The organism is Streptomyces sp. NPDC088387, from assembly GCF_044753385.1.
Classification (GTDB): Bacteria; Actinomycetota; Actinomycetes; order Streptomycetales; family Streptomycetaceae; genus Streptomyces.
Genome location: NZ_JBIVNC010000009.1, coordinates 122,153 through 137,261 on the forward strand (window position 1 = coordinate 122,153; position 15,109 = coordinate 137,261).

The following is a 15,109-nucleotide window of genomic DNA, read 5'->3' on the forward strand; positions in this document are numbered from 1 at the left end:
CCCGCGGGTGGCCGGGATACTGGAGGGCATGACCCGCCTGATCCTCGCCACCCGCAACGCCGGGAAGATCACCGAGCTGCACGCGATCCTCGCCGACGCAGGCCTGCCCCACGAACTCGTCGGCGCGGACGCCTACCCGGACATCCCCGACGTCAAGGAAACCGGCGTCACCTTCGCCGAGAACGCCCTCCTCAAGGCACACGCCCTGGCCCGGGCCACCGGGCTGCCCGCCGTCGCCGACGACTCCGGCCTCTGCGTCGACGTCCTGAACGGCGCCCCCGGCATCTTCTCGGCCCGCTGGGCCGGCCGCCACGGCGACGACAAGGCCAACCTGGACCTGCTCCTCGCCCAGCTGTCCGACATCGCGGACGAGCACCGCGCCGCCCACTTCGCCTGCGCGGCGGCCCTCGCGCTGCCCGACGGCACGGAACGGGTGGTCGAGGGCCAGTTGCGAGGCACCCTCCGCCACACCCCGACAGGCACGGGCGGCTTCGGCTACGACCCGATCCTCCAGCCGGAGGGCGAAACCCGCACCTGCGCGGAACTCACCCCCGAGGAAAAAAACGCGATCAGCCACCGCGGCAAGGCGTTCAGAGCCTTGGTACCGGTCGTACGGGAGCTGCTGGGCTGAGGTATGTCGGAGGGGCCGCCCGTTCGACGGCCCCTCTGCACTCGTGCGGCCGGTGGGATTCGAACCCACACGGGCTTTCGCCCACGGCGTTCTAAGCGCCGGATGTCTGCCATTCCATCACGGCCGCATGCCACGCCATGGTACCGGTCAGCCCGCGCCGACCTCGCGGGAACGGCGACCGCCTCGACACCACGTGCTGGTGGTCGCGTGACAGTTGGGGCACAGCATGCGCAGGTTCTCCCGCCGGTCGTCCCTCCAGTCCCCGTTGATGTGATCGATCTCCAGGGTCATCGGCCTGCCGAGCCATTGGGGACCGCACCCGCATTCAGCGCACTCTTCCGGCATGCCCACTTCCAGGAGCGCTCTGCGTAGGAGGTGCGTTTTTGTCCGACGGGTGCCGTCGTGCTGGACGAGGATGTCCCCGGCCCGTCTGAGCGGCACCGTGCCCGGCCCACCGCGTTGATGCGCCTGGCCCAGGAAGTGTGAGGTGTCGAGACCGCCCTCGGCCACCCAGCTTCGGAGGCGGGCGCGCAGTGACTTGCTGTACGGCTCCATCCCCAGTCTGCGGAGAGCGTCCGCGATCGAGGCCGCGCCTTCGACCGCGTCGCGCAACGCGTCGGCGGCCGGTCTGGGCTCTGGAGCGTTCCCTCGCTTCCGGCGGGGCATGTGGGAGATGTCGATGCCGAAGTGGTCGAAGCGCCGAAAGAGATGACGACGCAGCTGACCGTAGGGCCGGGTCTCGAAGAAGGCGATGACCTCGTCGATGTCGGAGCACCTGGCAGCAGCTTCGGTCAGACGTTCGCGGGTGTACCGCGCGCCACTGTTCATGGGGTGCCGCCGCTGACGCGTCCCTTGCCGCGGCCACGGTAACTGTCGGTCGTCGAGTGGCAGTTGGGGCAGAGCAGCCGCAGGTTCTTGATGCGATTGTTCCGCCAGTCGGCGTCGATGTGATCGACTTCCAGCGGCAGCGGTTTCCCCTGCCAGGTCGGTTCGGTTCCACACAAGGCGCAACGCTCCACTGCGCCGAGTTCGCGCATCGCCCTCTTGAGTCGGCTGCTTGGAATACGACGGGCATGCTCCGATGTGTCCTCAACGAGGATCTCCATGGCTGTCCGGCGGCGCCGGTTGTTCTTCTGGCGCTCGGTTCGGCTCGCCGCGAAGTGCGAGGTGTCGATCCCGTAGGCCTTGATCCGCCGGGAGATGTTGGTGTGGTGACCGCCGACCGGGTCGAGTCCGAGCTTCCGCAGAACGTCGTAGACACTCGTCGACCGGGCGACCACAGGCTCAAGGATCGCTCTCGTCCACTTGGTCCCTTCGCGCTCGAAATGCGAGACGTCGACCCCCAGTCTGCGCATTCGGTCGACGACATAGCGCCGCTTCCAGCTCTTCGGATCCACCCCCAACCGCTCCAACGCCTCCGACAACGTTCGCGCCCCGCGGGCCGCCTCTTCCAACCGCTCGCGTGTGTATGCACTGGCCCCCATTGAGCCCCCTCCGATCTCGGCCACGTGTTCGTGGTCTCGTACGGAGTAACGAACCGGTTATCGGACAGTCACGCGTGGAATGCGGAACGGCCCGTACCGCAGGTCGGGGGTACGGGCCGTTCGGGGGAGACGGGGGTCAGATGCCCAGGTCCTTGATGATCTTGGCTACGTGGCCTGTCGCGCGGACGTTGTACAGGGCCCGTTCCACCTTGCCGTCCTCGTCCACGATGACCGTGGAGCGGATGACGCCCAGGTACGTCTTGCCGTAGTTCTTCTTCTCGCCGTACGCGCCGTAGGCCTCGATGACCGTCTTCTCCGGGTCGCCGGCCAGCGTGATCCGCAGGTTCTCCTTGTCGCGGAACTTCGCCAGCTTCTCCGGGGCGTCGGGGGAGATGCCCACGACGTCGTACCCGGCGCCGGCGAGCAGCTCCAGGTTGTCGGTGAAGTCGCAGGCCTGCTTGGTGCAGCCGGGCGTCAGGGCGGCCGGGTAGAAGTACACGATGACCTTGCGGCCCTTGTGGTCCGCCAGGGACACGTCGTTGCCGTCGGCGTCGGGCAGGGTGAAGGCGGGGGCCACGTCCCCGGGCTGGAGTCGCTCACTCATGGGGACGAGCGTAACGGGGGGTCCTGACAGTGCGGCGCGGCGTGGAGCTGACAGACTGTCCGGAACACAGCATCAGCAGATTGCGGAGGCCGTACGGTGGCGGACACGTCGGACACCAGAACCCCGGCGCAGATCGAGGCGGACATCAAGAACCGCCGCGACGTGCTGGCCCAGACGCTGGACGAGATCGGGGTGCGGGTGCACCCGAAGACGATCGTCGGGGATGCGAAGGCGAAGGTGGCGGCCAACGTCGATCACACACTCGGCAAGGCCTACGTCCGGGTGAACCGGGCCGTGAGTGACGTGCGGGCGCAGTTCGTGAACGAGGAGGGCGCACCCCGTCTGGAGCGGATCGTGCCGGTGGCGCTGGTGGCCGTGGGCGTGGTGGGTCTGCTGACGCTCGGCGCCCGGCGTCGCGGGCGCTGACCCGGCCGCGTACGGATGTGCTGAAGGCAGGTAGGTTCGAGCCGTGAGCGCCAACACGAACGACAACAGCACCCATCCGGACAAGCTGCCCATCCGCATGCTGCACGACCGTGTCCTCGTGCGGCAGGACGTGGGTGAGGGCGAGCGGCGTTCCGGTGGCGGCATCCTGATTCCGGCGACCGCGGCCGTGGGCCGGCGTCTCGCGTGGGCCGATGTCGTGGCCGTGGGGCAGAACGTGCGGACGGTGGAGCCGGGTGACCGGGTGCTGTACGACCCGGAGGACCGCGCGGAGGTCGAGGTGCGGGGTGTCGCCTACGTGCTGATGCGGGAGCGGGATCTGCATGCGGTGGCGGCGGACCGGTTCGAGGGCTCTGAGGATTCCACCGGGCTGTATCTGTGAAGTAGCCGGGCAGTCGTGCTGAGGGGCTGGTGACCATCGTCACCAGCCCCTTTTGGCTGCTCTTTGCTACTTTTGAGGGGCACCCCGACGAGACGCGCCGTACCGGGTCGAACGCAAAGACGACGCATCCCCGTCCAGCGTTCTGTCGTCCCGGAGGTGCTTGTCATGGCTTGGGTTCTGTTGCTCGTCGCCGGTCTGCTTGAGGTCGGCTGGTCGATCGGTATGAAGTACACGGACGGTTTCACCCGTCTGGTGCCGAGTCTTCTGACCGGTGCCGGAATCGTGGCCAGCATGGTTCTGCTGTCGTATGCCGCCCGGACGCTGCCCATCGGTACCGCCTATGGCGTATGGGTGGGCATTGGTGCGGCCGGTGCGGCGGTGCTCGGCATGGTGGTGCTGGGTGAGCCGGTGACCGCCGCCCGGATCTTCTTCATCTCGTTGCTGCTGGTGGCCGTGGTGGGTCTGAAGGCGACCTCGGGTCACTGACCTCTGCGGGTGGAGGCGGGCAGGCCGCCGGTGCCGGTGGTCAGTCCGCCGGTCGCTCCGCCGTCGGTGGTGCCGCCGTCGGCCGTACCGCCGCCGTTGGTGCCGTCTCCCGAGGTGCCGCCGGCCGGGTCGCCGGTGGTGGCGCCGGTCGTGTCACCCGTGGTGCCGCCGTCGGCCGTACCGCCGCCGTCGGTGCCGTCTCCCGTGGTGCCCCCGGTCGCCGCACCGCCGTTGGCCGTGCCGTCGGAGGGCTGTCCGGTCGTCTCGTCGCCGTTGCCCGGCTCGTCGGTGGGCGGGCTGGCGGCGTCGGTCGGGTCGTCGGGGTCGGGCTGTTCGTCGGTGGGCGGCGCGGTGGGGTACTCCCACTCCTCGGCGCCGTCCTGAACCTGGAGGTCGAAGTCGGTCGCGTCGGTGCCCTTGAGCGCGTCCTTGGTGTACTGGGCCCAGATCTCGGCGGGCGGTCCGCCGCCGTTGACACGGGCCAGGCCGAGGGCGTTGTAGAGCGGTTCCTGCTTGGCGGTCTCCGGGTTCTGGCCCATGACGGCGACGACGGTGGCGAGGTCCGGTGTGTAGCCGGCGAACCAGGCGGCCTTGTCGTTCTCGGCGGTGCCGGTCTTGCCGGCGGCGGGGCGGCCGGCGGCCTGGGCGGCGGTGGCGGTGCCGTTGTCGACGACGCTCTGGAGCATGGAGGTCGTGGTGTCGGCGGCTTCGCGGCTGACGGCCTGGGTGGTCTTGCGTCCGGGCAGCCGGATGTCCTCGGAGCCGTCCTTGGTGATCTTCTCGACGAGGGTGTAGGTGCCGTGTTCGCCGTGGTTGGCGAGGGTGGCGTAGGCCTCGGCCATGTCGAGGACGCTGGCGGTGGCGACGCCGAGTGCGACGGAGGGGTAGGGGACGAGGGAGGGGGTGTTGGCGGGCAGGCCGAGGTCGACGGCGGTCTGGACGACCTTCTCGGGGCCGACGTCCACGGCCATCTGCGCGTACACCGAGTTCACGGACTTGTCGGTGGCCTCGCGGACGCTGATGTCGCCGTAGTCGACGTGGTCCTCGTTCTCGGGGGCGTAGCTGCCGGTCCAGCCCTGGACGGGGCGGGAGCTGGTGCCGTCGTAGAGCGTGTTGGGGGTGATCGTGGTGTCGTTCTGGGTGGTGGAGTGGTGGTCGACGGCGGCGGTGAAGACGAACGGCTTGAAGGTGGAGCCGACCTGGAAGTCCCGGCGGGTGGCGCCGTTCGTGTACTGCTTGACGTAGTCGATGCCGCCGTACATGGCGACGACCTTGCCGGTCCTGGGGTCGACGGAGGCGCCGCCCGCGCGGACGTAGTTGTCGACCTTGCGGTCCTTCTTGTCGAGCTGGGACATCAGCTGGTCGTCGACGGCCTTGACGAAGGCGTCCTGCTTGGGCTTCTGGAGGGTGGTGGTGATGCGGTAGCCGCCGGCCTCCAGGTCCTCGGCGGCGATGACCTTGTGTTCGGTGAGGTACTGCTTGACGGCCTCGACGACGTATCCGCGCTGTCCCGACATGCCGGTGGAGACGGTGGCCTCGCGGGGCATGGGGAACTTCAGTCCGGTCCGGTCGGCCTTGCTGAGCCAGCCTTCCTTGACCATGCCGTCGAGTACGTAGTTCCAGCGGGCCTCGGCGGCCTTGCGGTTCTCGGGGTGGGCGACGACGTCGTACTCGCTGGGTGCGTTGAGCAGGGAGGCGAGGTAGGCGCCCTTGGCGGGGTCGAGTCCGGTGGCGTCGACGCCGTAGTAGGCCTGGGCGGCGGCCTGGATGCCGTAGGCGTTGCGGCCGAAGAAGCTGGTGTTGAGGTAGCCCTCGAGGATGTGGTCCTTGCTCTGCTCGCGGTCGAGCTTGATGGAGATGAAGAACTCCTTCACCTTGCGGGTGACGGTCTGCTCCTGTGCGAGGTAGTAGTTCTTCACGTACTGCTGGGTGATCGTGGAGCCGGACTGCTTGCCCTTGCCGGTGGCGGTGTTCCAGCCGGCGCGCAGCATGGCCTTGGGGTCGATCGCGGACTCGGAGTAGAAGTCGCGGTCCTCGGCGGCCAGGACGGCGTGCTGGGCGTCCTTGGAGATCTTGGAGAGGGTGACGTTCTCGCGGTTGACCTCGCCGTCGCGGGCGAGCTGGGTGCCGTCCGCGTAGAGGTAGACGTTGCTCTGCTTGGTGGCGAGCGCGTTGGCGGGCGGGATCTTGACCAGGGAGTAGCCGAGGAAGAACAGGCCGCCCAGGATCAGGATGCCGATCACGCAGGTGCCGAGCACCATGCGCCAGGTCGGGATCAGCCGTCGCCAGCCCGTCCGCTTCGGGCGTTTCTTCTTGCCCTCCGGCGCCGGTGGCGGTGCCCAGCCCTCGGTCGGCTGGTGCGGCTGCGGCTCGTCGCTCATGTTGTGCACGGACTCCTGTTTCGCGTCGTACGTTCCCGTACGCCCTCAGTACGCCTCTTGCGCCCCTGTTGAAGACTCTCGCACCGGTCGTTCCGTTCCCGGTGAGCGGCACGCTCCGGCCGGGAAATGCGGTGGCATGCGTCACCACCGGGCCAGTAGGCTCCGGCGCTTTGGTGTCGGTGCGAGCGGGAGGGTGGTGGGTGTGGGCGCGGGACGGTTGTACGTGGCCGTCGCTGCGGGGGGTTTACGACGGTACGCGACGTATCGGGCGGCCACTGCCGCCGGGGTGTTCACCAACACCGTGTTCGGGGTCGTTCTGGTGTACACGTATCTCGCTCTGTGGGACGAGCGTCCGCAGCTCGGAGGGTACGACCAGGCGCAGGCCGTGACCTTCGTGTGGGTCGGGCAGGCGTTGCTGTCGACGCTGGCGATCGGGGGCGGCGGCTTCGAGGACGAGCTGATGGAACGCATCCGTACGGGGGACGTGGCGATCGACCTCTACCGTCCGGTTGATCTTCAACTGTGGTGGCTGGCCGGGGATTTGGGGCGGGCCGCGTTCCAGTTGCTGGGGCGGGGGGTGCTGCCGTTCACGTTCGGTGCGCTGATGTTCCCGGTGGCGTTGCCGTCGGACGTGCTGACCTGGGTGGCCTTCGCGGTCGCGGTGCTGCTGGGGATGCTGGTGAGTTTCGGGATCCGGTATCTGGTGGCGTTGAGCGCGTTCTGGCTGATGGACGGGACCGGGGTGACGCAGATGGCGATGCTGCTGGGGTTCTTCTGCTCGGGGCTGATGCTGCCGCTGAACGTCTTTCCGGGGCCGCTCGGCGAGGTGGTGCGGCTGCTGCCCTGGTCGTCGCTGCTCCAGGCGCCGGCGGACGTGCTGCTCGGCCGGGCCGACCTGTGGGAGACGTTCGCCTTCCAGGGGATGTGGGCGGTGGTGCTGCTGCTGACCGGCCGGCTGTTGCAGTCGGCGGCGACGCGTCGGGTGGTGGTCCAGGGTGGGTGAGGCACCTCACCGGGTCGCGGTGCGGGAGAGCGCCGGGCGGCCCGCCTACTCGTACGCCGGCCGGCTGGTGGACGGGCTTCGCGCCTACCGGATGATCACCGCGATGTGGATCCGTTCCACGATGGCCTACCGGGCCTCCTTCGTGATGACGACGTTCGGCAACTTCGCGGCGACGGCCCTCGACTTCGTGGCGATCCTGCTGATGTTCTCCCGGGTGGACGCGCTCGGCGGCTACGAGCTGCCCGAGATCGCCCTGCTCTACGGCCTGGCCAGTGTCTCCTTCGGCCTGGCCGACCTGGCGATCGGCTCGATGGAGCGGCTGGGGCGCCGGGTCCGCGACGGCACGCTCGACGCGCTGCTCGTGCGTCCGGCGCCGGTGCTCGCGCAGGTCGCCGCCGACCGCTTCGGGCTGCGCAGGCTGGGCCGGGTCGTGCAGGGTTCGCTGATCCTCGGCTACGCGCTGGCGACGGCGGACATCGACTGGACGCCGGTGAAGCTGGTGCTGATGCCGGTGATGATCGTGAGCGGTGCGCTGATCTTCTGTGCGGTGTTCGTGGTCGGCGCGGCGTTCCAGTTCGTGGCGCAGGACGCCTCGGAGGTGCAGAACGCGTTCACGTACGGCGGGACGACGCTGTTGCAGTACCCGCCGACGGTCTTCGGGCGGGAGCTGGTGCGCGGGGTGACGTTTGTGCTGCCGCTGGCCTTCGTCAACTGGGTGCCCGCGACCTACGTCCTGGGGCGGCCGTACCCGCTCGACCTGCCGGGGTGGGTGGCGTTCACCTCGCCGCTGGTGGCGGCGGTGTGCTGTGCGCTGGCGGGTCTGGCGTGGCGGGCCGGGCTCAGGACCTACCGGAGTACGGGGAGTTAGGAGAGGTGGCGATGGCGGACTCGGACGGACGCGCGGACGCGTTCATCGAACTCGACGGTGTCGAGAAGGTCTTCGACGTGCGCAAGAAGACCGGCTTCCTGAAGCGGGAGCGGCGGCAGGTGCGGGCGGTCGACGGGATCTCGTTCACCGTGGCGCGCGGCGAGATGGTCGGCTACATCGGCCCGAACGGTGCCGGGAAGTCCACCACGATCAAGATGCTGACCGGCATTCTCACGCCGAGCGCGGGCCGGCTGCGGGTCGCCGGTATCGATCCGTCGCGGGAGCGCGGGCGGCTCGCGCACCGGATCGGTGTGGTGTTCGGGCAGCGCACCACCCTGTGGTGGGACCTGCCGCTGATCGACTCCTACCGGCTGATGCACCGCATGTACCGCATCCCGGACGCCCGCTACCGCGCGAACCTCGACCGCTGCGTCGAACTCCTCGAACTGGGCGCGCTGTTGGACGTCCCCGTACGCCAGCTCTCGCTCGGCCAGCGGATGCGCGGGGACATCGCGGCGGCGCTGCTGCACGACCCCGAGGTGCTTTATCTCGACGAGCCGACGATCGGGCTCGACGTGATCTCCAAGGCCAAGGTGCGGGAGTTCCTGCGGGACCTGAACAGCGAGCTCGGCACGACGGTGCTGCTCACCACCCACGACCTCCAGGACATCGAGCAACTGTGCTCGCGCGTGATGGTCATCGACCACGGCCGCCTGATGTACGACGGTCCGCTCGCCGGTCTGCACGAGGCGGGCGAGAGCGAGCGCACCCTCGTGGTCGACCTGGAGCGCGAGCTGCCCCCGATCGAGATCCCGGCGGCCCGGGTCGTACGGGTGGAGGGGCCCCGCCAGTGGCTGGCGTTCCCGGCGTCGCAGTCGGCGGCGCCGCTGGTGGCACGGGTCGCGGCGGAGTACCCACTGGTCGACCTGTCGGTACGGGAGCCGGACATCGAGGCGGTGATCGCGCGGATGTATGCGGGGAAGGCGAACGTGTAGCTGTGGTTTTGAGTGGGTTTTCGCCCGGTGCGGCGAGAGGGCGTGCACGGCGTTGCGAGGCGGACGGGAATGTGACGACGGGGCCCAGCCGCGTAGTGCCGGGGGCGTGGAAATCGTAGGCTGCTTGTATGACCGACGATGTCCCGGAGCTGCGCGCGTCCGATGCCGATCGTGAGCGGGTCGCCGAGGTCCTGCGGGACGCTCTGGCCGAGGGCCGCCTCGACATGACCGAGTTCGAGGAGCGCCTGGAACAGACGTATCAGGCGCGGACCTACGGCGAACTGGCCCCGATCACCCGGGACCTGCCCGGCGCCGGGGTGGCCGTGCCCTCGGTGTCGCTGGTCAAGGGGCCCGGGGAGGGCGCGAGTTGGGCCGGCCGGATCGTCGGCGGGGAGGGCTCGTCGACGTGGGGTGTGGCCGTGCTGGGCGGATTCCAGCGCAAGGGGCGCTGGACGGTGCCCAAGCGGTTCAACTCCGTTGCGTTCTGGGGTGGCGGTGAGATCGATCTGCGCGAGGCGAACTTCGCGGACGGCGAGGTCGTGATCAACTGCGTCGCGATCATGGGCGGCGTGAACGTCGTGGTGCCGCCGGGTGTCGAGGTCGTGGTCCGTGGGTTCGGTTTTATGGGCGGCTTCGACCACCGGGAGGACGGGGTGCCGGGGGAGCCGGGCGGGCCCCGGGTGGTGGTGACCGGGTTCGCCTTCTGGGGCGGGGTCGGGGTGGAGCGGAAGTTGACGCGGGCGGAGCGGAGGCGGTTGAAGGCGGAGCGGCGGTTGGCGGTGTCGTCTCGCGACGACGTGGACAGGGGCGGGGTGTACGACGTCCATCGCCGGATGCTGGACGGGCACCGGGATCGGCGCCGCGGCGGTAGATCGGACGACTGACGGGTGCGGGCCGGTGGGGGTTGGCCGCGCCCCTGAGTGACTGCGGCCGTCGTGCGGGTGCGGGTCGGTGGGGGCGTTCGCGCAGTTCCCCGCGCCCCTGGAGGGGGGGACGACGGTCGTTGTGTGGGTGCGGCCGGGTGGGGGCTGGTCGCGCAGTTCCCCGCGCCCCTGGGGGGGGTGACGGCTGTCGTGTGGGTGCGGCCCTGTGGGGGCGGGGCGCTGGGTGCGGCGGTAGTCGCGGTGGGTCGGCTGTGCCGGTTGGTGGGGAGGCTTTTGGGGGCGCGGGGAACTGCGCGATCAGCCCCCACCGGGCCGCGGGTGAAGGACGTTTTCAGGGGCGCGGGGAACTGCGCGGCCAACCCCCACCGACCCGCACCCGCACAACGGTCGTGCTCAGAGTTCCGCCGGTGCCGAGCCTCTCAGTGTGTTGAGGGCGAAGGTCGTGGCCATGCGGGCGTAGCCCCGGTCGCTGGGGTGCAGATGGTCCCCGGAGTCATAGTCCGGCGCGAAGCGCCGTGGGTCGTACGGATCCCGCACCGCCGCATCGAAGTCCGCGACCGCGTCGAACACCCGCCCCGCCCGAATCGCGGAATTGATCCGCTGCCGCACGTCCTCACGGGCGTCGGTGTACCCCCGGTGCCCCCCGAACGGCATCAGCGTCGCCCCCACGACCTTGATGCCCCGGGCGTGCGCCTGGCCCACCAGATCCCGCAGACCGGCGAGGATCCGCTCCGCGTCCGCCGTACCGGGATGCCGGAGTATGTCGTTGACGCCGAGGTCGACGACGATCACCTTGACGCCGGTGCGCCCCAGCGCGTCCCGCGCGAAGCGGTTCAGACCGCTGGGATTGTCGGCGGGTCGGCCGAGCCCGTCGTCGAGGACCCGGTTCCCGCTGATGCCCTCGTTGACGACGCTGTAGCGCGGCACGTCCTGCCCGGACGCGACGGCTTCGCGGATCCGCCGGGCCAGAACGTCGGTCCAGCGCCGGTTCTCCCCGAGGCTGGAGGTGATGCCGTCGGTGAGCGAGTCGCCGAGCACCACCACCGTGCCGTCGGACTCGTTGCTGAGCACGTCCAGCGCGGTCAGATACCGCCAGGCCTCGACCTGCTCGGTGAAGGCCGTGCCGGCCGGATCCTCCGCGCGGTCGCCGGGGGCGGCGTAGGAGATCTGCCGGGCGTGGGCGTGATGGGTGACCGGGCCGGCGCCGGTGGGGGAGTAGGTGGTGACCAGGACGTCGGTGTCGTGCGGGACGCGCAGGGTCACGGCGTCGCTGACGATCTGCTGCCCGGCGGGCACGACGACCGTTGTGCTGCCGGCGAAGGTGAGCCGGCGCATGGTCCCGGCCGCGGCGCCCGCGGTGTTGTCGCCGGCGGCGAGGGCGATCGTGGCCCGCGTGATCGTCAGCGGCTGCTGCCCGTAGAGGTTGGAGAGGGTGATACGCGCGCTGGTGCCGCCGACGCTGGTGTGCACGACGTTGCGGATCGAGCGGCCGGCGAGGCCGTCCGTCTCGGTGCCGGGCTCGGCGCCGGACGGGGACGCGGACCAGGCTCCGACCCAGGTGCCGGTGGAGGCGGGGGCGGCGGAGTTCTGCGGGGGGCGGCCGGCGGCGGGCCGTTCGGCACGGCCCTCGTCGGCCGCAACACCGACGTAGATGGCGGCCGAGACGGCCGTGATCAGGGCGACGATCGCGGCCAGCAGGGCACGCTGTCTGGCGGGGGACACCCCGTCGCCCCCGTCGTTGCGCCTGGTCATGCGGTGCTGGGTCTCCTCGGGCGGGCGGAGCTCCGGGCTCCGATGTGATCACCTAATGATGCGTCATCAGACGGGGGGCAGCCGCACGGGACCCCCTTTGGGCCGATGCCGTCCGTCGCTGGGCCTTCCCCGACCGGACAGACGCCGGGAACTCTCGTTTCGTTCCAGGAGTCGGTCAGGAAGGGACAATATTGCTGTGGGGGATCGCGAACGGGTGGAGCGGATGGATCGTACGGAACCGGACAAGGTGCCTGAATCAGGTGCGAGTGTCGCCATAGAGGAGGATTCGCCGCCGGGTACCTCCGGCAGTCGCGGCAATCGCGGCATCCTCGGCAGCGGCAGCGGCGCCCCGCGCGGTCGGGGGGTCCCCGCGGCCGCCGCCCGCGCGATGACCACGTTCAGCGCCGCCGACGAGGAGAAGCAGCGCGGTGTGCGGCGGATGAAGCTCACCGCGACCGGCATGCTGCTCTTCGTGGCCGTGGTCTACGTCCTCGCCAAATGGGCCTCCCACGAGGGCGCCGGCGCCTGGGCGGGCTATGTGGCCGCCGCCGCCGAGGCGGGCATGGTCGGCGCGCTCGCCGACTGGTTCGCCGTTACGGCACTGTTCCGCCACCCCCTCGGCATCCCCATCCCGCACACCGCGATCATCCCCAAGAAGAAGGACCAGCTGGGCGTCTCCCTGGGCGAGTTCGTCGGCGAGAACTTCCTCTCCGAAACCGTCGTACGGCAGCGGCTGCGCGCCGTCGGCATCGGCAGCCGGCTCGGCGTCTGGCTCTCCGACCCGGCCCACGCAGACCGGGTGACGGCGGAGCTGGCGACGGCACTGCGCGGCGCCCTGACCGTGCTGCGCGACTCCGACGTGCAGGCGGTGGTCGGCGAGGCCATCACCCGGCGGGCCGACGCCCAGGAGATCGCGCCCGGCATAGGGAAGATGCTGGAGAAGGTCGTCGCCGACGGAGGCCACAAGCGGGTCGTCGACCTGGTGGTGACCCGCGCGCACGACTGGCTCGAACTGCACGGCGACTCCGTGATGGGCGCCGTGCAGGGCGGTGCGCCCGGCTGGACCCCGCGTTTTGTCGACCGCAAGGTGGGCGAGCGGGTCTACAAGGAGCTGGTGCGCTTCTGCGCCGAGATGCGGGACATGCCGTCCCACCCGGCCCGCGGCGCCCTCGACACCTTCCTGACCGACTTCGCCGCCGACCTCCAGTCCGACACCGAGACCCGGGCCAAGGTGGAGCGGCTCAAGGGCGAGGTCCTCGGCCGCGGCGAGGTCCAGGACCTGATCGCGTCCGCCTGGACGGCCGTACGCTCGATGATCGTCTCCGCGGCCGACGACGAGCGCAGTGAGCTGCGGCTGCGGGTGCGGGCGTCGCTGCTGTCGCTGGGCGCGCGGATGGCCACCGAGCCGAACATCCAGGGGAAGGTGGACAGCTGGGTCGAGGACGCGGCCGTGCACGTGGTGACGACGTACCGCAAGGAGATCACCTCCCTGATCACCGACACGGTGGCGAGCTGGGACCCGCAGCACACGACCCGGAAGATCGAGGCCAACATCGGCCGCGACCTCCAGTTCATCCGGATCAACGGCACGGTGGTGGGCTCTCTCGCCGGGCTGCTGATCTACACGGTCTCGCGCATGCTGGGGGCGTGACCCCGCGGGTTCGGGGCATTCGGGAGGGGGTCGCTCAACGGAGAGGGAGCCATGACAGCCCAATCGTCGTCGCCGGACTCTGTGCCCGCCTCCACCGGAACCATCACCACTGCCGTACCGGCCCGTCTCGACCGGCTGCCGTGGTCCCGGTGGCACTGGATGATCGTGATCGGTCTCGGCACCGTCTGGATCCTGGACGGTCTCGAAGTGACGATCGTCGGCAATGTCGCCGGCCGGCTCGCCGAGGAGGGCAGCGGACTCGACATCACCGCCGCCCAGGTCACCGGTATCGCCGCCGCGCTCTATGTCGCGGGTGCCTGCACGGGCGCCCTGTTCTTCGGCTGGCTGACGGACCGCTTCGGCCGCAAGAAGCTGTTCATGGTGACCCTGGTGGTCTATCTGACGGCCACCGCGCTGACCGCGCTGTCCTTCGAGTCCTGGTGGTTCTTCCTCTTCCGGTTCCTGACCGGCTTCGGCATCGGCGGCGAGTACGCGGCCATCAACTCCGCGATCGACGAGCTGATCCCGTCCCTGTACCGCGGCCGCGTCGACCTGATCATCAACGGCAGCTACTGGCTCGGCGCGATCGGCGGCGCCCTGCTGTCCATCCTGATGCTGGACACCGCCATCTTCCCGAAGGACCTCGGCTGGCGGCTCAGCTTCGCCCTGGGTGTGGTGCTGGGACTGGTCATCCTGCTGGTGCGGCGACATGTGCCCGAAAGCCCACGATGGCAGTTCATCCACGGCCGCGGCGAGAAGGCGGAGGCGCTGGTGTCCTCCGTCGAGGAGGAGATCGAGCGGGAGCACGGCGAGAAGCTGCCGCCGCCCGCCGGTGAGATCACCATCCACGAGCGCAAGAGCATCGGCTTCGGCCTGATCGCGAAGACCGTCTTCCAGAGCTATCCCCGGCGCGCGGTCCTCGGCCTGTCCCTCTTCATCGGCCAGGCGTTCCTCTACAACGCCATCACCTTCGGCTTCGGCACCATCCTGACCACGTTCTTCGACGTGCCGACCGGCAAGACCGGCTACTACTTCGCCGTCATCGCCGCCGGCAACTTCCTCGGCCCGCTGCTGCTCGGCAAGCTCTTCGACACCGTCGGCCGCCGGATCATGATCTCGTCGACGTATCTGCTCTCCGGTGTCCTGCTGTTCGGCACGGCCTGGCTCTTCGACCGGGGCTCACTGGACGCCGTGACCATGACGGCCTGCTGGTGCGTGGTCCTGTTCTTCGCGTCGGCCGGCGCCTCCAGCGCGTATCTCACCGTCTCCGAGATCTTCCCGATGGAGACCCGCGCCATGGCCATCGCCTTCTTCTACGCCCTCGGCACCGCGGCCGGCGGCATCAGCGGCCCGCTGCTCTTCGCGGACCTCACCGAGTCCGGCGTGGTCGGCGACACGGTCCTCGCCTTCCAGATCGGCGCCGGCCTGATGTGCGCGGCGGGCCTGGTGGCGGCGTTCCTCGCGGTCAAGGCGGAACGCAGGTCGCTGGAGGACATCGCCACCCCGCTGTCGGCGGCGGTGACGCCCACCGGGCGCGCCTGACA

The 15,109-nt window shown here is 69.9% G+C and carries 15 protein-coding genes, 1 tRNA gene and 1 riboswitch; of the genes, 10 read left to right on the top strand and 6 right to left on the bottom strand.

Translation table 11 applies throughout. The features are described 5' to 3' along the window. Positions 1–28 precede the first annotated feature (28 nt). Positions 29–631: an RdgB/HAM1 family non-canonical purine NTP pyrophosphatase gene (rdgB, locus tag ACIQAC_RS24205; RefSeq protein ID WP_402194077.1), complete on the top strand. Its 603-nt coding sequence runs from the start codon at positions 29–31 to the stop codon at positions 629–631. Positions 632–675: 44 nt separating this feature from the next. Here the strand turns inward: rdgB and ACIQAC_RS24210 are convergent. The 4 genes from ACIQAC_RS24210 to bcp all read right to left on the bottom strand — a co-directional run bounded on the left by ACIQAC_RS24210 (position 676) and on the right by bcp (position 2,719). Continuing rightward, positions 676–758, bottom strand: a tRNA-Leu gene (locus tag ACIQAC_RS24210). Positions 759–778: 20 nt separating this feature from the next. After that, a complete protein-coding gene (locus ACIQAC_RS24215; protein ID WP_402194078.1) occupies positions 779–1,459 on the bottom strand; it encodes an HNH endonuclease signature motif containing protein in 681 nt (226 codons plus the stop codon). Further along, a complete protein-coding gene (locus ACIQAC_RS24220; protein ID WP_402194470.1) occupies positions 1,456–2,115 on the bottom strand; it encodes an HNH endonuclease signature motif containing protein in 660 nt (219 codons plus the stop codon). The genes ACIQAC_RS24215 and ACIQAC_RS24220 overlap by 4 nt, the downstream gene beginning before the upstream one ends. 136 nt (positions 2,116–2,251) lie before the next feature. After that, complete coding sequence (gene bcp, locus ACIQAC_RS24225) at positions 2,252–2,719, bottom strand: thioredoxin-dependent thiol peroxidase (RefSeq protein ID WP_402194080.1); 468 nt, start codon at positions 2,717–2,719, stop codon at positions 2,252–2,254. 96 nt (positions 2,720–2,815) lie between these two features. Here bcp and ACIQAC_RS24230 point away from each other — a divergent pair, with 96 nt between their 5' ends. From ACIQAC_RS24230 to ACIQAC_RS24240, 3 genes are all read left to right on the top strand, one after another. Continuing rightward, positions 2,816–3,145 carry a DUF3618 domain-containing protein gene (locus tag ACIQAC_RS24230; protein WP_402194081.1) on the top strand — a complete coding sequence of 110 codons (330 nt, stop codon included), beginning with the start codon at positions 2,816–2,818 and terminating at the stop codon, positions 3,143–3,145. 97 nt (positions 3,146–3,242) lie between these two features. Further along, the gene (locus ACIQAC_RS24235; RefSeq protein ID WP_401542197.1) at positions 3,243–3,545 is read left to right on the top strand and encodes a GroES family chaperonin; all 303 of its coding nucleotides are present in this window, start codon (positions 3,243–3,245) and stop codon (positions 3,543–3,545) included. A gap of 60 nt (positions 3,546–3,605) precedes the next feature. Beyond that, positions 3,606–3,674, top strand: a riboswitch (guanidine-III (ykkC-III) riboswitch). Positions 3,675–3,710: 36 nt separating this feature from the next. Further along, on the top strand, positions 3,711–4,031 hold the full coding sequence (locus ACIQAC_RS24240; RefSeq protein ID WP_402194082.1) for a DMT family transporter: 321 nt from the start codon (positions 3,711–3,713) through the stop codon (positions 4,029–4,031). Here the strand turns inward: ACIQAC_RS24240 and ACIQAC_RS24245 are convergent. After that, positions 4,025–6,412, bottom strand: a complete 2,388-nt coding sequence (locus ACIQAC_RS24245) for a transglycosylase domain-containing protein (RefSeq protein WP_402194083.1) — start codon at positions 6,410–6,412, stop codon at positions 4,025–4,027. The two genes, ACIQAC_RS24240 and ACIQAC_RS24245, sit on opposite strands and share 7 nt — an antisense overlap. A 196-nt stretch (positions 6,413–6,608) precedes the next feature. Between ACIQAC_RS24245 and ACIQAC_RS24250 the strand changes: the two genes are divergently transcribed. The 4 genes from ACIQAC_RS24250 to ACIQAC_RS24265 all read left to right on the top strand — a co-directional run bounded on the left by ACIQAC_RS24250 (position 6,609) and on the right by ACIQAC_RS24265 (position 10,162). Then, the gene (locus tag ACIQAC_RS24250) at positions 6,609–7,415 is read left to right on the top strand and encodes an ABC transporter permease (RefSeq protein WP_402194085.1); all 807 of its coding nucleotides are present in this window, start codon (positions 6,609–6,611) and stop codon (positions 7,413–7,415) included. Positions 7,416–7,434: 19 nt separating this feature from the next. Next, on the top strand, positions 7,435–8,283 hold the full coding sequence (locus tag ACIQAC_RS24255) for an ABC transporter permease (RefSeq protein WP_402194471.1): 849 nt from the start codon (positions 7,435–7,437) through the stop codon (positions 8,281–8,283). Between the two features lie 11 nt (positions 8,284–8,294). Next, positions 8,295–9,278 (top strand): ATP-binding cassette domain-containing protein, encoded by a 984-nt coding sequence (locus tag ACIQAC_RS24260; RefSeq protein ID WP_402194086.1) that lies wholly within the window; start codon positions 8,295–8,297, stop codon positions 9,276–9,278. Positions 9,279–9,406: 128 nt separating this feature from the next. Further along, positions 9,407–10,162 (top strand): DUF1707 domain-containing protein, encoded by a 756-nt coding sequence (locus tag ACIQAC_RS24265; RefSeq protein ID WP_402194087.1) that lies wholly within the window; start codon positions 9,407–9,409, stop codon positions 10,160–10,162. A 393-nt stretch (positions 10,163–10,555) separates the two neighbouring features. Here the strand turns inward: ACIQAC_RS24265 and ACIQAC_RS24270 are convergent, their stop codons facing one another. Further along, positions 10,556–11,914, bottom strand: coding sequence for an SGNH/GDSL hydrolase family protein (locus ACIQAC_RS24270; RefSeq protein WP_402194088.1), 1,359 nt, complete (start codon positions 11,912–11,914; stop codon positions 10,556–10,558). A gap of 223 nt (positions 11,915–12,137) precedes the next feature. Between ACIQAC_RS24270 and ACIQAC_RS24275 the strand changes: the two genes are divergently transcribed. Further along, a complete protein-coding gene (locus ACIQAC_RS24275; RefSeq protein ID WP_402194089.1) occupies positions 12,138–13,565 on the top strand; it encodes a DUF445 domain-containing protein in 1,428 nt (475 codons plus the stop codon). A 51-nt stretch (positions 13,566–13,616) separates the two neighbouring features. After that, positions 13,617–15,107, top strand: coding sequence for an MFS transporter (locus tag ACIQAC_RS24280; protein WP_402194090.1), 1,491 nt, complete (start codon positions 13,617–13,619; stop codon positions 15,105–15,107). Positions 15,108–15,109 lie beyond the last annotated feature (2 nt).

Excerpts from the sequence above, each read along its gene's own strand:
- ACIQAC_RS24275 (WP_402194089.1), top strand. The coding sequence starts at position 12,138 with ATGGATCGTACGGAACCGGACAAGGTGCCTGAATCAGGTGCGAGTGTC.
- ACIQAC_RS24215 (WP_402194078.1), bottom strand. The coding sequence starts at position 1,459 with ATGAACAGTGGCGCGCGGTACACCCGCGAACGTCTGACCGAAGCTGCT.
- ACIQAC_RS24270 (WP_402194088.1), bottom strand. The coding sequence starts at position 11,914 with ATGACCAGGCGCAACGACGGGGGCGACGGGGTGTCCCCCGCCAGACAG.
- rdgB (WP_402194077.1), top strand. The coding sequence starts at position 29 with ATGACCCGCCTGATCCTCGCCACCCGCAACGCCGGGAAGATCACCGAG.
- ACIQAC_RS24220 (WP_402194470.1), bottom strand. The coding sequence starts at position 2,115 with ATGGGGGCCAGTGCATACACACGCGAGCGGTTGGAAGAGGCGGCCCGC.
- ACIQAC_RS24245 (WP_402194083.1), bottom strand. The coding sequence starts at position 6,412 with ATGAGCGACGAGCCGCAGCCGCACCAGCCGACCGAGGGCTGGGCACCG.
- ACIQAC_RS24280 (WP_402194090.1), top strand. The coding sequence starts at position 13,617 with ATGACAGCCCAATCGTCGTCGCCGGACTCTGTGCCCGCCTCCACCGGA.
- ACIQAC_RS24265 (WP_402194087.1), top strand. The coding sequence starts at position 9,407 with ATGACCGACGATGTCCCGGAGCTGCGCGCGTCCGATGCCGATCGTGAG.
- ACIQAC_RS24235 (WP_401542197.1), top strand. The coding sequence starts at position 3,243 with ATGCTGCACGACCGTGTCCTCGTGCGGCAGGACGTGGGTGAGGGCGAG.
- ACIQAC_RS24240 (WP_402194082.1), top strand. The coding sequence starts at position 3,711 with ATGGCTTGGGTTCTGTTGCTCGTCGCCGGTCTGCTTGAGGTCGGCTGG.
- bcp (WP_402194080.1), bottom strand. The coding sequence starts at position 2,719 with ATGAGTGAGCGACTCCAGCCCGGGGACGTGGCCCCCGCCTTCACCCTG.
- ACIQAC_RS24260 (WP_402194086.1), top strand. The coding sequence starts at position 8,295 with ATGGCGGACTCGGACGGACGCGCGGACGCGTTCATCGAACTCGACGGT.